Annotated in this window: 15 protein-coding genes; 1 reads left to right on the forward strand and 14 read right to left on the reverse strand. The window is 49.7% G+C overall.

From position 1 onward, the window contains the following. The first annotated feature begins 54 nt into the window (after positions 1-54). Entirely contained in the window at positions 55-1,053 is a 999-nt protein-coding gene (locus BUA93_RS07600; RefSeq protein WP_072978548.1) for a diguanylate cyclase, read from the forward strand. 152 nt (positions 1,054-1,205) lie between these two features. On the opposite strand, the gene hisD is transcribed toward BUA93_RS07600, so the two are convergent. The 14 genes from hisD to BUA93_RS07675 all read right to left on the reverse strand — a co-directional run bounded on the left by hisD (position 1,206) and on the right by BUA93_RS07675 (position 17,216). After that, positions 1,206-2,495, reverse strand: a complete 1,290-nt coding sequence (gene hisD / locus BUA93_RS07605) for a histidinol dehydrogenase (RefSeq protein ID WP_072978549.1) — start codon at positions 2,493-2,495, stop codon at positions 1,206-1,208. Between the two features lie 49 nt (positions 2,496-2,544). Continuing rightward, positions 2,545-3,348, reverse strand: a complete 804-nt coding sequence (locus BUA93_RS07610) for a hypothetical protein (protein WP_072978550.1) — start codon at positions 3,346-3,348, stop codon at positions 2,545-2,547. Between the two features lie 10 nt (positions 3,349-3,358). Then, complete coding sequence (locus BUA93_RS07615) at positions 3,359-3,739, reverse strand: hypothetical protein (protein WP_139257866.1); 381 nt, start codon at positions 3,737-3,739, stop codon at positions 3,359-3,361. Positions 3,740-3,779: 40 nt separating this feature from the next. Beyond that, complete coding sequence (gene cimA / locus BUA93_RS07620; RefSeq protein ID WP_083597224.1) at positions 3,780-5,483, reverse strand: citramalate synthase; 1,704 nt, start codon at positions 5,481-5,483, stop codon at positions 3,780-3,782. A 98-nt stretch (positions 5,484-5,581) separates the two neighbouring features. Next, a complete protein-coding gene (locus BUA93_RS07625) occupies positions 5,582-7,747 on the reverse strand; it encodes a polysaccharide biosynthesis tyrosine autokinase (protein WP_072978552.1) in 2,166 nt (721 codons plus the stop codon). A 168-nt stretch (positions 7,748-7,915) separates the two neighbouring features. Next, positions 7,916-8,560, reverse strand: coding sequence for an adenylate kinase family protein (locus BUA93_RS07630; protein ID WP_072978553.1), 645 nt, complete (start codon positions 8,558-8,560; stop codon positions 7,916-7,918). A 50-nt stretch (positions 8,561-8,610) separates the two neighbouring features. Further along, complete coding sequence (locus BUA93_RS07635; RefSeq protein WP_072978615.1) at positions 8,611-9,345, reverse strand: IMP cyclohydrolase; 735 nt, start codon at positions 9,343-9,345, stop codon at positions 8,611-8,613. A gap of 25 nt (positions 9,346-9,370) precedes the next feature. Continuing rightward, the gene (locus BUA93_RS07640) at positions 9,371-10,423 is read right to left on the reverse strand and encodes a hypothetical protein (protein WP_139257868.1); all 1,053 of its coding nucleotides are present in this window, start codon (positions 10,421-10,423) and stop codon (positions 9,371-9,373) included. 214 nt (positions 10,424-10,637) lie between these two features. Next, the gene (locus tag BUA93_RS07650) at positions 10,638-11,438 is read right to left on the reverse strand and encodes a hypothetical protein (protein WP_072978556.1); all 801 of its coding nucleotides are present in this window, start codon (positions 11,436-11,438) and stop codon (positions 10,638-10,640) included. Next, positions 11,431-12,264 (reverse strand): TIGR02147 family protein, encoded by an 834-nt coding sequence (locus BUA93_RS07655; RefSeq protein ID WP_072978557.1) that lies wholly within the window; start codon positions 12,262-12,264, stop codon positions 11,431-11,433. The genes BUA93_RS07650 and BUA93_RS07655 overlap by 8 nt, the downstream gene beginning before the upstream one ends. Positions 12,265-12,396: 132 nt before the next feature. After that, entirely contained in the window at positions 12,397-12,603 is a 207-nt protein-coding gene (locus BUA93_RS16550) for a hypothetical protein (protein ID WP_254793901.1), read from the reverse strand. A 157-nt stretch (positions 12,604-12,760) separates the two neighbouring features. Continuing rightward, entirely contained in the window at positions 12,761-14,218 is a 1,458-nt protein-coding gene (gatB, locus tag BUA93_RS07665; protein ID WP_072978559.1) for an Asp-tRNA(Asn)/Glu-tRNA(Gln) amidotransferase subunit GatB, read from the reverse strand. Between the two features lie 29 nt (positions 14,219-14,247). Continuing rightward, the gene (gene purB, locus BUA93_RS07670) at positions 14,248-15,690 is read right to left on the reverse strand and encodes an adenylosuccinate lyase (protein WP_072978560.1); all 1,443 of its coding nucleotides are present in this window, start codon (positions 15,688-15,690) and stop codon (positions 14,248-14,250) included. Positions 15,691-15,734: 44 nt separating this feature from the next. Continuing rightward, complete coding sequence (locus BUA93_RS07675; protein ID WP_072978561.1) at positions 15,735-17,216, reverse strand: BamA/TamA family outer membrane protein; 1,482 nt, start codon at positions 17,214-17,216, stop codon at positions 15,735-15,737. Positions 17,217-17,279: the final 63 nt, after the last annotated feature.

The raw sequence follows: 17,279 nt of genomic DNA on the forward strand, positions 1-17,279 counted from the left end.
AAAAAGTAGTATTTTCTGTTTTCGTTTTGAAAAGTTTTTGTATATAATTATGGTATGAGTGCGAACGAACTAGAGACACTGCCCATATCCAGGGCAGAATTTCAGCGACAGGATATTTTCAGGAATGTCGCCTTCGAAAGCCTTGCCGGTTACCTGCTTGGCTGTAAAACGATTTTCCCTGAACCGGGCACACTCCTTATCGACCCTGAAAAGCCCAGGCGTCGTCTTCTAGTTCTCCTAGACGGCCTTCTGGAAGTACATGTGGAATCCCAGGGCGGTATGTACATTGACCATATCCATCCAGGGCACTGCGCCGGAGAGATGTCCATTTTTGACAACATCAAACCGAGCGCCAAGGTCTTCGCCAAGGAAAACTGCAAAATCCTGATTATCGATGGCGACACCGCACTCGCCATGCTCAACGCTTCGCACGATCTGTGCCTGAACTTTTTGCAACTTCTGAGTCGACGCCTACGCAACAACAACAAGGTGGTGTGCGAAGAAGAATACCATATCCGTTGCATCGAAGAAAACGCCAAGGTGGACTCGCTTACGGGCCTGCACAACCGTCGCTGGCTCGAAGAAATGTACACGCGCGAACTCAACCGAAGCAACGCGGGAAACCTGCACCTTTCGGCCTTCATGCTGGACATCGACCACTTCAAGAATGTCAACGACACCTACGGCCACCTCGTCGGCGACCAGGTGCTTATCGCGGTGGCCAAGGCGATTCTCCAATGCCTGCGCCCCACCGATATGCCCGTACGCTACGGCGGCGAAGAATTCACGATTTTCTTGCCGGGAACAAACATCGAGAACGCGAAAATTGTCGGTGAAAGACTTCGCGCCAGTGTAGAATCTATGAAGATTCCGCTTCTGGATAAGAAAGATTTTATTTCAGTCACGATCAGCGTCGGGTTCACGGAACGCAAGGACGGAGACTCCGTCGAAACGATCATCAAGCGCGCCGACGACGCGCTCTACCACGCCAAGGAATCAGGCCGCAACCGCGTGTGCCTGAATCTGGGCGAGGGCTCCATGTTCCTATTCTGACCGGGTAAACAGCAAATAAGTCAAATTGCAAAAAAGGCTCCCGAAGGAGCCTTTTAATTTATAGAATTCATCCTCAAGGTCACTTCTGAAGTCATCCCCGACCGCCATCCCTGAAGTCATCCTCGACCGTCAGGGAGGGGATCCAAGAGCGACTACAGTCTCTTAAGCACCGCAGCAGCGTGGTGGATAAAGCCCTCTTCGGTTGCAACGGCGGCAATGGCCTTCGCATTCTTCTTGATGGCCTTCTCGCTGTAGCGGATGATGCTCATACGCTTGAGGAAGTCGTAGACTCCTAGCGGGCTGAAGAAGCGGCCCGTGCCGTTCGTCGGCAGCACATGGTTCGGACCCGCAAAATAGTCGCCCACCGGTTCGCTCGACCACGGGCCGATAAACACGGCACCCGCGTTCTCGATCTGCGCAGCCATGGATTCTGCTTCGGCGGTCATGACTTCCAAATGTTCCGGAGCAATGCGGTTCGCAATTTCAACACCGTCGAACCAATCCTTCACCACTAAGATGCGACCGAAGTTACCGAGCACCTTTTCAAGGAGTTCCTTCTTCGGGGAGTTTTCCACCTGCACATCAACGCAAGCAGAAATCATCTGGGCCGTTTCCATGTTGTCGGTAATGCAGATAGCGGCTTCAAAACCGGAACCGTGTTCCGCCTGGGAAAGCAGGTCTGCAGCGACAAAGTCAGGATCGCAGGTGTTATCGGCCATCACGAGCACTTCGCTGGGACCAGCCACCATGTCGATATCCACGACACCGAAGACTTCCTTCTTGGCGATAGCGGCAAAGACGTTGCCCGGGCCCACAATCTTGTCGACGCGTTCCACGACGATCTTGCCCTTGGCGTCCTTGGCACCATAAGCCAAGAGACCAATCGCCTGAGCGCCACCGATGTGGTAGACTTCTTCAATGCCCAATTCCTGAAGCACGAATGCCACAGCACGGTTGATTTCGCCCTTGATCGGGGTCACGACCACGATATCCTGAACGCCAGCCACCAGAGCCGGAACAGCGTTCATAATCACAGTGCTCGGATAAATGCCAGCACCACCCGGCACGTAAAGACCCACGCGCTTCATGGGGCGAATGCGCTGACCGAGGACTACACCATCGGCCCCTTCCATGAGCCAGGATTCTTCCATCTGGTTCTTGTGGAAGTCGCGAACATTCTTGATAGCCTGCTTCAAGGCCTTCTGGAGTTCCTTGGGGCACTTGGCGGCAGACTTCGCGATGGCCGAAACCGGCACGCGGATGTTCTTGCCCTTCAGGCCGTCGAACTTCTGGGCGTATTCCGTCGCCTTGGCGATACCGCCCTTCTTGATGTCGGCAAGGATTTGCATCACCTTGTCATGGATTTCTCTGGACGGAGCGACTTCGCGCCCGCAGATGCGTTCAATTTCAGCAGATTTCGGAGTAACTTTTGTAATAATCATAGTAGGAAATAAGATATTAGACATCTACAAAGATAAAAAAAACAAAAAGTTATTTCAACAAAACTTTCTTATGTTCGATATCTAAGATGGAGGGTGTCTTGGGAACATAGATTTGCCCGTTTTCAGTACGGCCTTGTTTCAAGAGGATACCGTTGACATCAAATAGCTTGTAAGGAACCGTTTCATTGAGTCCATCAACAATGAACATTTCTCGACTTATGCGAGACAGACGGAATCTATTTTTGATCGGGGTCTTGGAAATGGAAGTCGGCTTTTCATCAGGAAGCAAAGTCCACCAGTTCTCAATCATTGCAGTTCCACCATCAGTTGGCTCCGCACAACATTCAAAGGTGTCGCATGACGCTATATGCGTATATACAGAAACCATATCATTTGCGTTGTAGATATCCGCCATATCTACTTTGCATTCAAGCATATTATAAACCATTCTATCTATTAAACTAGATGCACTATCCTTTGATATATTTACAACACCCCATTCTTGCAGATTAATAAATTCCTGTTTAAGTATTTGGCTAAGCGTGATATCTCTTTCTTCGAAAAAAGAACCTGTATGAATATTAAAAATAGTGATTCTACTAGCATAAACGTTTACAAATACAGCAAAGTTTGTATCTAATGTTGAATAATAAGCAAATCCATAAAGGGGACCATACTCGTCCGTAACACAATTAATATAATTCAAGGAACAGGTTTTTCCAAAATTGAAAGCTATGTAATTTAGTCCGAATTCTAATTGTGTTCCTTGTCTGAAATTACTTTGAGGATTATCAAACTCAGCTGATAACAACATCGTCGTTAGAAACACTATTGTCATTAGAACTTTATTCATCCCAAGCCTCCTATTTAAATGAAATTTTTAACGATGGCAGAATCGGATTGAAGTCAACACGATAAACATCGGTGTTCTGATGAACTGTTACTCCATTTCCAAGGAATCTTCCGTATACATTTTTTACAGTCTGCCCCAAAATCAATTGAGCTTTTGCTGCATGAATTGTGCCAGCCCAGTCACCTTCTACAAATACAGGCTGTTCTCCATACTGAATGAGTTTGAAGCCCCTTGCAACAAGATTCTTGTCTTCGTTAACAAGAGAAGCTCTCCAAAGAAACGCACCTTCCGCATGGATAACGGTTTCTTTACCAGGTTCTAAAAATTCCAGTTGACAGCCAGATCTTTCAAAAAACAAATCCGCCGACTTCGCGCCCGCAGATGCGTTCAATTTCAGCAGATTTCGGAGTAACTTTTGTAATTTGCATGGCTTATTTTTTCCTTGAAACACCAGCGAGGTTACGGACCTTGCGAGCAGTCAACTTTTTCGCTTTCTCAGGTGCAGTAGCTTCTTTCGCCTTGGCCGGTTCAACAGGCTTCACGTCCAAATGCTTGTAGGCACCTTCGATGACCTTGTTATCCACCAGAATCTTGTAGGTAAGGCCATCGACAAACGCCATCCAGGACGCTTCGATAATGTTGCTCGAAACGCCGACTACGTTCCAGTAGCCCTTCTCGTCGCCGAAGGTGGTCCATACGCGCACCGTAGCGTCGGATGCCACGTTGCTTCCAAGCACGCGCACCTTATAGTCGTCAAGCTTGACCTTCGCCATATTCGGGAAGAACGGGAGCAATGCCTTGCGGAGCGCCGCATCCAAAGCATTCACCGGGCCATCACCTTCGCTCACCTGGTGACTGATTTTGTCGCCAACCTGAAGCTTGACCGTCGCCTGCGACACAGAAACCCCCTGCGGAGTCTTGTCTTCGATAACGCGGTAGTTCAGCACCTTGAACGGTTCTTCCACCATTCCCAGCTGGCGGTACACAAGCATCTTGAAGCTTGCCTCGGCGCTATCGAAATGCCAACCGGCATTTTCGCGTTCCTTGATAAGTGTAAGGAGCTTGCCCACCACGGGGTCTTTCTTGTCGATACCCGGCTTGATGGCCTTCAGTTTTTCTACCACGAGAGAACCGCCGGCCTGGTCGCTGGTGACAAACACGCGGTCGTTACCGACGGCATGCGGGTCGATATGTTCAAAACTGCGAGAAACCTTCATCACGCCATCGATGTGTGCTCCGCCCTTATGCGCAAAGGCTGCATCGCCCACATACGGGGCATGCACATCGCTCGGCAGGTTCACAATCTGGTCCACATTGCTGCTCAACTGACGAAGCCTAGCCATCTTCTTTGCGGCAAAGAACTTCGCGCCCATCTTGAAATGGAGGTCTGCAGCAATGGTCGTGAGGTTCGCGTTACCGCAACGTTCACCGTAACCGTTTACCACGCCTTGCACCATGGTCGCACCGTTCTTGACGGCATAGATGCTATTACACACGGCAAGTCCCGCATCGTTATGCACATGGATTCCGATCGGTGTCGAAATTTTCTTCTTCACTTCCTTCACGATTTCTTCGAGTTCCCACGGCATCGTTCCGCCATTGGTATCGCACAGCACGATGCAGTCGGCGTGGCCGAGTTCCGCGGCCTTCAGAGTCTCGATGGCGTACTCGGGATTCGCCTTGTAACCATCAAAGAAATGTTCCGCATCGTAAATTACCTCTTCGGAATGTTCCTTGAGGTACGCCACCGAAGACTCAATCATGTCGAGGTTCTCTTCGAGAGTCGTGCGGATGACATCGGTCACATGCAGGTCCCAGCTCTTTCCGAAAATCGTCTTGACGGGTGCACCGGACTTCACGAGCGCCTGCAGCAGCGGATCGTTCTCGGGCAAAACCTTCGGACGACGAGTCGAACCGAAGGCGGCAATCTTTGCGTGCTTCAGCTTGACTTCCTTGATCTTCTGGAAGAATTCCTCGTCGGTCGGATTACTCGGATTGGGCCACCCCCCTTCGATATAGTCAAAACCGAAATGGTCAAGAATTCGCGCAATCTGCAACTTGTCGGCAAGAGAAAGGCTTATCTTACGGTCTTGATTACCGTCACGGAGAGTCGTATCGTATAGGGAGATTTTCATAGGCGCAAATATAGAAAAAGAAACTTTCTAAAAACGGAGATGCCCGGTCGAAGCCGGGCATGACAACGTGCGGCTCAGCCGCATTCAATCCTTAAGGACTACGATTTTTTCTTCTTGTCCTTGTTGTAATACCCGTACTTGCCGTAGTAGCCGTAACCACCGTAGCCATACCCATGGCCCTCGTGTTCGCAATGGTTCATCACGAACGCACGCGACTTGCCTTCGCAGCAACGGTCGAGTTTCATCATGGATTCCTTGATCTGGTCCATAGAATGTTTACCGTAATGCAGCACGAACAGGGCAAAGTCGACAATCGGGTAAATCAATTCGGAGTCCGTCACCAATTCCAGAGGCGGAGTATCGACAATCACGATATCATATTTGGACTTAGCTTCTTCAAGAAGATTCTTGAAGGTATCTCCACGCAAAAGTTCACTCGGAGAAACATCGGTCTTACCGGCACCCAGCACAAACAAATTTTTCGTAATGGAATCAGCAATGGCAGAATCCAAAGAACAATGTCCCGAAAGAACATCGCCAAGGCCCTGCTTACGATGGCTATAAATTACACCGCGACGCATGTCTGCATCGATCAACAGAGTTTTCTTGCCAGAACCGGCAAACAAGGCTGCGATATTCTTAGAAACAAATGATTTACCCACACCCGGAATCATACCTGTCACCATCATGACACGCAGATCCGTCGTCGCAAATTCAATAGCGGTATAAAGGGAACGCAAGGCCTCGCTCGAAGGAGACTCGGGATCGTCTTCTACAAGGGGTTTCGTATACTTACCCTTATTGCGCTTAGAAAGAATTGCATTTTCAGCCTTCGGAATCTTGGCATAAACACTGATACCCGTTTCACGTTCAATTTCGAGAGAACTACGAACGCCACGCTTGGTCATCTGCAGCAAGTAAATCAGCAGGGCCCCCAAGAGAAAACAGCCGCCGACACAGCCCGCAAAGATAACCTTCTTGTTCGGCTTGCTCGGCTCACGTTCAATCTGGGCATAGTCCACGATGCGCACGTTACCGACTTCACCGGCACGCACCACGCGGAGCTGTTGGATGTTATTCAACATCGCAGTGTACTGAGCATTGTTCACAGCCACCTCTTCCTGCAAGCTCAACACGTCCTGCTGTGTACGCGGCATATTTTCAGCAGACTTTTTCAACCTAGAAAGTTCAGAACGCAGACGCCCCTGCTGTTGCATAATGGTCTGTACCGCCGGGTGTTCTTCCTTAAACAGACGCGTGGCTTCTTGACGCTGTTGGTCCAGTTCAAGAATCTGCTTTTCAAGTTCGGCCACCTTTTCAAGGTGAGACCTCGTTTCACCCGACATATCCACAGAACCGATTTTCAAGCGGTAATCGGCCAGTGCCTTTTCTGCGGTATCCAATTTGGCCTTGACGCCCGGAAGTTGCGCTTCCAAGAATTCCAAAGTCTTTTCGGCTTCGGCACTGCGCATTTCGACATTCTGGCGCAGATAGATATTGGCAATGGAATTCAACACAGACGCGGCCTTGTCTGCATAGCGGTTGGTATAAGAGACTCCGATAATTCCCGTCTGTTTGCCTTTTTCCGCGACATCCAGCGATTTCACCAACCCACGAACCGCGTCTAGAGGTTCGGACTGCGCGATTACAAATTTCTGCCCCGGAGTCGCCAACAGGCGCTTTACCTGAATGACCAAAGTATCGCCACCATAGGCCGCAGTCAGGCGCTCCCCTACCGGACCCTGCAACAGTTTCACCCCCTCCGGCGTGTAAACGGCAATTTCGTTTTCACTAACCACTTCGGCTGTCCATTTTTCAATACGGGCAATTTCGGGAATATAAAGATTCTCAATATCCATGCGGCCCTGCTTATGCAGCAAGCGGTCCAGAACACCAACCGGGTAAGCGTTGAAACAAAGGTGTTCCTGTTCCACCACAAAGCTCAACACCATGCGGCTTTTCAAGAGTTCAATTTCTGCTTCGGCGGGGCTCGCTACATCCAGAAGGGCACCCATTTCGCCCATGGCCTTACCCGCCTTGTTCCCCTTAACGTCAATCTGCAAAAGAGCGTCGCTCGTATATTGCGGAGTCATCCAATTCGAGACCAAAAAACCGACAATACAGCCAAAGACTATACAAACAGAAAGAAAAAGCTTATGCTTTAAAAGGATTCCCAAGACTTCGAGCAAATCGATTTCGTCATCATCCTTATTGTGAGAAGCAGAACTAGATGTGGAAGAAGAATATTGCGAATTCGGTTCCATTTTTTTTCCTTAAAATCACTTTTTCGTAAAAATAGAAAAACACAGACTTTTTTTGGAAGTTTTTTTTAAGTTTTTCTCATTTATTCAACAAAAATTTTCGACCCCCAAAAACAAAAGAAACCGCGGACATTCTCCACGGTCTCTTCAAGCTTTGGGGCTTAAGTAAGATTACTTCTTTTTAGCCTTCTTAGCCGGAGCCTTCTTGGCAGAAGCCTTGCAAGCGCTCTTGCAGAACTTCACATAGGCGGCGAGGGTGTCGCAGAACACTTCGTCCGGAGTGTTGTCGCCGTTGATGCGGCTGATGATGGACTTGCTGTACTTGCCGAGCACCTTGGCGGTGGATTCCTTGTACACCTTGAGGCGGTTCTTGATCACGGCTTCGTCGGCGTCGTCCTTACGGCCTTCAATCTTGGCGCGGTTCAGGAGGCGGGCCACGATGGTCTTCTCGTCCTTGATGTCGAGCACGAAGATGTGCTTCACGTCGACCACGGATTCGATGAGCTTGACCTGGGCGACCGTGCGGGGAATACCGTCGAGGAGGAGGGTATCCTTATCCGGGTTTACCTTGTTCGTATTGATGAGGCCCTCGATGAAGCGGCCGAAAATTTCGACAGTAGCTTCATCCGGAACCAGGAGACCCTTGCTGGAGTAAGAAGCGAGGAGCTTGCCGGATTCGCTGGAAGGAGCAATGCCACGGAAGATGTCGCCCGTAGAAATGTGCTTGAGAGAGGTAGTAGCAGCGAGCTTTGCGCCGACGGTACCCTTGCCGGAACCCGGTGCGCCAAAGATAAGAACTGCAGGAATTTTAGCCATTGTTAGACCTTCTTGTGTTGATTGTTGAAATTCGTTGGCAAATATAGCAATTACTTGTTCTTGTTCACGATCAGGGTCTTGGCCTTGAAGGTCTTCTTGTCAATCCACTTGACCATGAGCGACACCTTGTTGTCCTTGTCGAGGGCGGCCCAGTACTTTTTGAGCGTGTCTTCGGCGTTGTCAAAAATCGGCATCAGTTTCGGGAAACCGTTGAAAGACGGAATCGGGCTGCCATCAGTTTCGTAGGTGCTGATGAAGTGGCCGAGACCGGGCAAAGCCTTCTCGTATTCAAACGTCATGCGTTCGCAACCAGCTTCTTCGCTGTTGTTTCGGCTCTTGAGGATAGAGAGCTTGTACACGGCGGGGCTTGCGTTCTTGTAGTGGATGCCGGAAATACGCGGAGTGAAGTTCGGGGCGTCGTCTTCGTACTGGCGCGTGCGGAGGGCGCTCTCGAAGGTGCCGCCGAGCTTGATGGCATCGTAAATCGTGTCGGTCTGGTCGCCGTTCGTGATAATCTGGACGTCGGCAGTGTGACGTGCCGGGTAGTAGATAATCAGGTGCGGGTCCGTGAGCTTCGATTCGTCGAAGGCCTTGGTCTTCATGAAGCCGGTCGACCGTTCGATTTCGAACACGCGGTTGCGGCTGTTCACGCTACGGCCCATGATCCAGTACACCTGCACGTAGGACTTGCCGTCGGCACTTTCGCCGAGCACGATGCCACGACCGGGATAAGGGTTATTGGAGAGGGCCTTGAAATTCTGTTTTGCTTCGTCTGTGTACTTCATACCCACAAATATAAAAAAAATCTTATTAATCAACCAAAGACATTGCGTCAGCCAAAACGAATAATTGATCGCCGTCTAACAAGAGGTAATGCGGCATACCAACTTCCGGACGTTGCTTGATTTCAAGCGTAATACGCGTCGGGCAGATGCAGTTAGCAATCGGACTTGCCGGGTCAATTTTCGATTGAGCATAGAATGTGTCTCCCTTGGCAACCACATCGAATCCTGTAAAAACGGCTCCGCAAGGCTTGTCCACTTCGTCAATAACGATCGTTGTTGTTTCCCCCTCATTTATGTACCACGCAATCGTTGCATCTTTCCAGCCAATATCGGCTCTCCATGCAGTGTCGATCTGCGCGACCAAGTCGTTATCGTTGAAATCAACTGGTTCATCAACCGCCTTATCGAGATGATTCTTGCATTCGGCATTAAAATCCTTTGTCACCATGCTATAAGAGGGTTCCAGTTCCTGCGCTATAGACGGATCTATTTTATGCAAAGGCATAACAAAACCCTTGTTGAATTTGGTATAGTTAGCCGTATTAAAAGCAGGGTCATATTCTACTTCGAAAGAAAACGCTGTCGGACAAACGCAGTCCAAAAAAGAATCAACGAAATCGCCAACGACAACAAGTGTATCGCTTTCTACCGTAACTTTAATGTTCTCGAAAGTTGAACCACACGGAATGTCGCCTACGTCCAATGTAACAGTCACAAACCCATTCTTAACGACCGTTGAAATCGTAGATACCGGCTGAATTCCGCCAGGGCCGTCAACAATTTCAGCTGTATTAATTTCTTCTCTGTACATGCATTTCGCGCTGATATTTCTCACCTGTTTTTCAACGCTAAAAATCGCAGACGAAGAAGATTCAATCTCTTCTGAAGATGAAGATTCGATTGTCGTGCTAGATAAAGGTGCTGTCGCCGAAGAAAGATTTTCCGAGCTAGACGATTCTTCTATAGACGAAGAACTGTCTCCCCCGCTAATAACGGGTGCCATACCCGAAGACGAATCATCAGCACAGGCAATGAGCAAAAGCGAAAGAGTCGCTGCAGCAGTAAGAACCTTTTTCATATGAACCTCCATGGTTTGTTATTGATTTCTGTAAACAATATACGTTTTAGCCAGGCTAAAATCAACACAAATATTATACAATATTAACGATTTTTACAAAATTTCAAAAATTTTTATTAAATTTAATTAATACAAATATAGAATATTATACATTCCGTATAATACAAAAAAACAGCCTTCCAAGGAGGCTGTTTTGCAAGGTCTGTTTGAGAGGCTACTCAGGAATCACATCCATATCGAAAATTCGCATCACTCCCGAGGACCGAGAATCAATGTCATTTTGGAAATTGAGCAGCGTTGCATAAGTGTAAGCGGAATCATTGTCCACAGCAAAGTCAATTTGGGAGAGACACCTGTGCCTCTGTGCATTCGTGTAATCGAAAGTTGCTTTTACGTAGACCGTATCACCAGACACACCAACTTCGAAATTTTTTGCAGCCACACCAGCAGTAAGTTCTAGCCACTTAATAGTAAAGCCTGTACGCTCGGTACCGACATACCTATAAGCTTCCGGCAGCGGGTAATCGACATCATCCCCAGAAGATTCTAGCAACGAGTCTTCTGCTAATAGCACACATCGAATGTAAACGTCTGTTACCAACTGACGTGAACGATCTTCAATCTCAGATGAAGAACTCTCCGGCAATACATCTGGATATTCAGAAGAACTAGATTCCTCAAGATTTTTCGAGTCGTTCATCGAAGAAGAACTCTCCGGCAAAAGATTAGGATCAGAATCTTGTATTGATGAACTGGAAACAAACGAAATGTTATTGTCTTCGCGTGCACTCGATGAACTAAGCGTCCCCGCATTCTGCGAAGAACTGGTTAAAACAACATCAATATTTTCGATCGAAGAACTGCTTAAAACAACATCAGTATTTTCGATCGAAGAACTGCTGATTTCAGCAATTGAATTCGGGTCGATGGTCCCACCCGCAACATCGTTGCTGGAGCAGGCAGTCCAAATTACCGCAACGACGGGGCTTATGGCTAAAGCAATTTTCTTAAGCATGGTGCGGCTCCTTGATTTTATCAGTCACCGGGAAAAGCTGGAAATTGATTCTGAAAACTTGATCTTGATCTTTGTACTCGTTTGCGATGGAAAGAACCTTCCTGCAGCAGTCATCAAGTTCTTGGGTTATTCTCTTGTAAGCCTCTTCGTTCACGCTGAAAGTAACACCCGTAAAATGACGTTCGCTTGCAGAATAACGATCGACAGCGCGCGCCGCCATGCCAGCCATTTCTTTATGCATGGCGCGGATTGCGATAGGCAAAGCCTCTTTCGAACCAATCACGGTCTGTTCCGTCTGCGAATAGACCTTTTCAGCCTCTCTTTTCAAGAACCCCGCTTTAACCAAGAAATCCAAAACATCACGAACCTCTTCGGCAGATACATGTTCCTTACAAACATCGGCGATGTCACGCGGTTTTGCCCCTGACATCATCGGAGCAAGCTCCCTGATTACAGGATATTTCCAGGATTCATAATACTGGAAAGCATCGCTATCGACAACACGCACCTTGTGCTCCAACGCGATTTTTTCCATTTCGAGCAAGGCTGCCTTTTTAACGGAATCGTTTTCAGCATTGCAGAATGTCACGAGCTCACGAAAATAATCTTCTTCAAAACCGACAAGTCCCATGGCATGAGCCACATTCGCAATTTTGGGACGGCTGAGCCTGCTTTGGCCCATGCATACAAGCTTTAAAAAATTAGGTGAAGTAAATCCGGCACTTTTGCAGAATTCTCGCCACGAGAACGCACCGAGACGCTTGCGCTCATCGTAGTAATCCTGCATATAGAGGTGATAATCTTTATATTCAAGAACCGACTTCATACCTATTAATATAGGTTTACCAGTTCTTGAAGTCAAGAAAAAGACTATACAAAAATAGCCTTTTTTAACGAAATTTCATTATTTTAATCAAAACCCGCAAGTTTACAGTCAAATAATATACAATCCGTATAATTATCGTTTCGGGTTGTAATTGTTCATGAGCACCATGGCGACGGCGACGCAGAGCATCACCACGCTGCCAACGATGACTTGCTGGCGGTGGTTGTAGTCGCGCTTGACGTAGCTCGGATTTTCTTCGTTGAGCTCCTGAAGAGTCGGGCCCTGGTTCAGTTTGGTCGAGTCGATGCCGTAGAGTTCCGCCGCTTCTTCGTCGGTCATGTTCAGCGTGCTTACATAGGCGCTGTCGTACTTGTCGAGCTTATCCGCGGCTGCTGCGGGAATCGCGAGGAACAGGGCGAGGAGAACAGCAAAAACAAGGCGCTTCGGCGAGCTCAGCGACCTTGCTTCTTTCGTCTCTCGTCTTTCGTCTCTCGTCTTAACCTTCCTTCGCGAGCTTGTCTAGGATCTGGTTCACGAGGCCCGGGTTGGCCTTGCCGCCGGACTTGCGCATGGTCATGCCCACGAGGAAGCCCTTGAGTGCCACCTTGCCTGCCTTGAATTCGGCGAACTGGGCAGCGTTTTCGGCACACACGGCACGGACCACTTCTTCGATGGCGCCGGTGTCGGTCACCTGCACAAGGCCCTTTTCCTTCACGATGGCTTCGGGATCCTTGCCGGTCTCGAACATCTCGGCGAAGACCGTCTTTGCAATCTTACCGTTGATGGTGTTGTCGGCAATGAGGTTCACGAGCTTGCACAGGTCTTCGGGCTTGATCTTGAGGGCAGAGAGGCCGCCTTCAAGTTCCTTCACCTTGGCGAGGAGTTCGGTAATCACCCAGTTGGCGAGCACCTTGCCGTTCTTGCAGTTCTTCGCGGCGGTGTCATACCATTCGCTCACGTCGCGGTCTTCGGTCAGCACCATGGCGTCGTATTCGGAAACACCGAAGTCGTCCATGAAGCGCTTGCGGCGGGCATCCGGCAGTTCCGGAAGCGTGCGGCGGATTTCTTCCACGAAGGCGGGGTCGGTCACGAGGCGGACCATGTCCGGTTCCGGGAAGTACTTGTAGTCGTGGGCGTCTTCCTTAGAGCGAATCACAATAGTCTTATCGGCGTTGGGGTCGTAGCGCTTGGTGCACTGTTCCACTTCCTTACCGGCATCGAGGGTCGAGGCCTGCAAGTTCATTTCGCAGTACAGGGCCTTTTCGAGGTTCGTAAAGCTGTTCAGGTTCTTGATTTCGGCGCGGATACCGAACGGAGCGTCTTCGCTCTTGCGGAGAGAAATGTTGCCGTCGCAGCGCATGTTGCCGTTTTCCATATTGGCATTGGAAACGCGCGTGTATTCCAGCGTCTGCTTGATCTTCTTGAGCACGAGCACGGCTTCTTCGGGGCTACGGATATCCGGTTCGGTCACGATTTCGCAGAGCGGAGTGCCGCAGCGGTTCGCGTCGAAGTGGGAATCGGTCGGGCTCATGTCGTGGATGAGCTTACCGGCATCTTCTTCCATGTGGATACGGGTAATGCCCACGCGCTTCTTGGTGCCGTCTTCCTTGACAATCTCGAGCCAGCCGTTCTTGCAAATCGGGTGGTCGTACACCGGAAGTCCGCCCGTCTGGGTAATCTGGTAGCCCTTCGGCAGGTCCGGGTAGAAGTAGTTCTTGCGGGTCCACATCGCGTTCAGGTCGATTTCGCAGTTGAGCGCAAGCCCAAGGCGAATCGCGTATTCCACCGCCTTCTTGTTCGGCACGGGCATGGCACCCGGCATACCGAGGCAAACAGGGCAAACGTGCTTGTTCGGGGTCGTATTCACTTCGATTTCGCAGCCGCAGAACATCTTCGTCTTAGTTGCGAGCTGGCAATGGATTTCAAGACCGATAACAGGACAATAATTGGACATAAAAACTCCGTTAATTATTCTGCAAAAAATTACACCTTCAGTTCACCGGCGTCAATGTTCGCCCAGTCCTTCACAGCTTCAATGGCCGGGCGGACTTCTTCGGTCACGAACTTCACGACCTGGCCCGGAGCGCGACCCACGAACTTGCGGAGGTCGAGGATTTCCTTGAGTTTCGCTTCGGTGATGCCGAGCTTCTGGAACTTTTCGTTCTTCAAGACGCGTTCGAGCAAGTCGTTGTCCTTGCCCTGTTCCTTGACGACCTTGCCCGCTTCCATGGACATCACGCGGATTTCTTCGTGGAGTTCCTGACGGTCACCGCCGTTCTTGACGCCTTCCATGATGATGTTTTCGGTGGCCATGAACGGGAGTTCGGCCATGATACGCTTTTCAATAACCTTCGGATAAACCACGAGGCCGTTGGTGACGTTTTCAGCAATGATGAGCATGGCATCCATGGCGAGGAACGCTTCCGGAATGGCGAGGCGCTTGTTGGCGCTATCGTCGAGGGTACGTTCGAACCACTGCGTCGCCTGCGTGAAGGCGGTGCTGTTCACCTGGGCCATCACGAAACGGGCCAGGGAGCAAATGCGTTCGCTACGCATCGGGTTACGCTTGTAAGCCATGGCGCTGGAGCCGATCTGTGTCTTTTCGAAGGGTTCTTCCACTTCTTTGACGCCCTGCATGAGGCGCATGTCGGTGGCGAACTTGTGCAAGCTCTGAGCGATGGAGCTGAGCACCTGGTTCACGCGGTTGTCCCACTTACGGGTGTAAGTCTGGCCGGTGATGGTGAGCACGCGCTTGAAGCCCGCCTTGGCGGTCACGCGGCGGTCCAGTTCCATAATCTTTTCTTCATCGCCGTTGAACAGGTCCATGAAGCTGGCCTGCGTACCGGTGGTGCCCTTCACGCCGCGGAACGGGAGAACTTCGATGAGGAAGTTCAGTTCTTCGAGGTCAATGAGCAAGTCCTGGAGCCAGAGGCAAGCGCGCTTACCGACAGTCGTGAGCTGGGCAGCCTGGAAGTGGGTGGCGCCGAGCTGGGCCATGTCCTTGTATTCCATCGCAAACTTGGAAAGCTTGTCCATCACGCGGCAAAGACGCTTGCGCACGAGAATCATGGCCTGCTGCATCTGGATAAGGTCGGTGTTGTCGCCCACGAATGCAGACGTTGCACCGAGGTGGATGATACCCTTCGCCTTGGGGCACTGGACGCCGTAAGCGTAAACGTGGCTCATCACGTCGTGACGGCGGCGCTTTTCTTCTTCTTCGGCGACTTCGAAGTTGATGTCCTTCTCGTGGGCCTTCAGTTCGTCCACCTGCTCCTGCGTAATGGGGAGGCCGAGTTCCATTTCGGATTCGGCGAGGTAAATCCAGAGCCTCCGCCAAGTCTGGAACTTGTACTGCGGGCTGAAGATGAAACTCATTTCCTTGCTAGCATAACGCTTGATAAGCGGGCTTTCGAATTGATCACGCATGATTTTATCCTTGTTTGAATTTTTACAAAGGTAAAGATAGAAAATTACTTGAACTCGGGAGCGATAGTCAAAATCAGGTTCACGCCATGCAGACCGTGGAAACCGAATTGGACACGGAACAGGTACATATTGGGCATACGGACGCGAATACCGAACCCCCAGGAATTATAAAAATGAGAAAAACTCCACTCATCGACTTCCGGGGCAATCATCGCGTATTCATCAAAAAGCACGCCATCGACAAAACGGTCCACCGGCCAGCGGTATTCCGCGCTCAAGGACATCATGTGGTGCGTCGTCCAGGAATCGGAGTAACCTCGCAGGGGCGTATTCGCGTTCAACCTGACAAAGACATCGTGCGGAGCGCCTCCCTTTTCCATTTCCCAAAGGTCCATAAGCCTATACTGCAAGGCAATCACCCTTCGCTCGAACAGAGTTTCCCGCACCTGTTCCGGTCTCCAGATTCGCAACGCTTCGTCCCACGAAAAATCGGTATAGAACCTGCGATTGACACGCGCCTCTTTTACAGACAACATATACTCCTTACTTTTTCCCAAGTAGAAATAGTGTTGGAACACGAATTCCGTTGAAATATAGTCGTGATTCATATCGCTGCTTTCAATCCGTTCTTTTCCGAACTCTTCGGGATCAAGCCCCAAGTCACGAACATTGACTCCGCTGTAATCCCCCACAAAATAATACGAGGTTCTGAACATCGCACGGGTTCCACGAGACGGAGCGTAGGCGTTATCAATATTGTCGTAGACAATGGAAAAACCTATCGGGAGCTGGTTTCGGTTCTGATAAATACCGCGGTCATCGATGGGGAAATCGTCACTAATCAGTAGCGAGTCCTCTACATCGGGATGGCTGTAACGGTAACATTTCAGCGTAACCCAGGCTTCCGTATTCCAGTTGGTCAAACGGGGAAGCGGGGTTCCCAGGCGCCATGTAAACGAGTAAGTCGAATCCGGTTCAAGATAAGCTTTCTGGGTTTCGGGAATCCTGAAGACATGATCGCGGTCATACACCATATCGTAGCGGAAGCCACCGAAGATCTTTGACCCGAAAAGAGCATGTTTCGTGTAGCGGACAGTAAGATCTATATCCCCGTTGGCATAATAGCCCCCCTGCATCACGAGGTAGTCCTGGTCCAGCAAAATTCCGCGATGACGGTAAGTCAGTCCGAGCATCGTCTGGGAACCCGGTTTCAAGTTGAATCCGGGATAAATCAGGATATTGCGCTTTTCTCCGAAGGTAATTAAATCTACCGACTTTTGGATAATGTCATTTTCAAAAGCGTAGTCCACAGGTTTGGCTATCGGATAAATCAGTCCGTTCAAAGCAGGTTGGATTACGTTGTTGAACGGCCACATCCAAAGGCAAGACCACTTGAAGGAGTCGTCATCTTCAACCGCAACCTCTTGAGAGGCCGAATCATCCTGTTTTTCAGGAGCATCGTTTTTCTCTTGATTTTCGGAACTTTCAGCACGAGACACGCCTGTCCCCCAAAGGAGCAGGAGCATTATCACCCAAACAGCTAGAGATCCGAAACCTCTTTTTAACATACGCCCCCAATTTATTAATTA

Source organism: Fibrobacter sp. UWH4 (genome assembly GCF_900142475.1).
Classification (GTDB): domain Bacteria; phylum Fibrobacterota; class Fibrobacteria; order Fibrobacterales; family Fibrobacteraceae; genus Fibrobacter.

Bases quoted from the DNA above. Each gene is read 5' to 3' on its own strand.
- BUA93_RS07600 (WP_072978548.1), top strand. From the start codon at position 55: ATGAGTGCGAACGAACTAGAGACACTGCCCATATCCAGGGCAGAATTT.
- hisD (WP_072978549.1), bottom strand. From the start codon at position 2,495: ATGATTATTACAAAAGTTACTCCGAAATCTGCTGAAATTGAACGCATC.
- BUA93_RS07610 (WP_072978550.1), bottom strand. From the start codon at position 3,348: ATGAATAAAGTTCTAATGACAATAGTGTTTCTAACGACGATGTTGTTA.
- cimA (WP_083597224.1), bottom strand. From the start codon at position 5,483: ATGAAAATCTCCCTATACGATACGACTCTCCGTGACGGTAATCAAGAC.
- BUA93_RS07625 (WP_072978552.1), bottom strand. From the start codon at position 7,747: ATGGAACCGAATTCGCAATATTCTTCTTCCACATCTAGTTCTGCTTCT.
- BUA93_RS07630 (WP_072978553.1), bottom strand. From the start codon at position 8,560: ATGGCTAAAATTCCTGCAGTTCTTATCTTTGGCGCACCGGGTTCCGGC.
- BUA93_RS07635 (WP_072978615.1), bottom strand. From the start codon at position 9,345: ATGAAGTACACAGACGAAGCAAAACAGAATTTCAAGGCCCTCTCCAAT.
- BUA93_RS07640 (WP_139257868.1), bottom strand. From the start codon at position 10,423: ATGAAAAAGGTTCTTACTGCTGCAGCGACTCTTTCGCTTTTGCTCATT.
- BUA93_RS07650 (WP_072978556.1), bottom strand. From the start codon at position 11,438: ATGCTTAAGAAAATTGCTTTAGCCATAAGCCCCGTCGTTGCGGTAATT.
- BUA93_RS07655 (WP_072978557.1), bottom strand. From the start codon at position 12,264: ATGAAGTCGGTTCTTGAATATAAAGATTATCACCTCTATATGCAGGAT.
- BUA93_RS16550 (WP_254793901.1), bottom strand. From the start codon at position 12,603: ATGACCGACGAAGAAGCGGCGGAACTCTACGGCATCGACTCGACCAAA.
- gatB (WP_072978559.1), bottom strand. From the start codon at position 14,218: ATGTCCAATTATTGTCCTGTTATCGGTCTTGAAATCCATTGCCAGCTC.
- purB (WP_072978560.1), bottom strand. From the start codon at position 15,690: ATGCGTGATCAATTCGAAAGCCCGCTTATCAAGCGTTATGCTAGCAAG.
- BUA93_RS07675 (WP_072978561.1), bottom strand. From the start codon at position 17,216: ATGCTCCTGCTCCTTTGGGGGACAGGCGTGTCTCGTGCTGAAAGTTCC.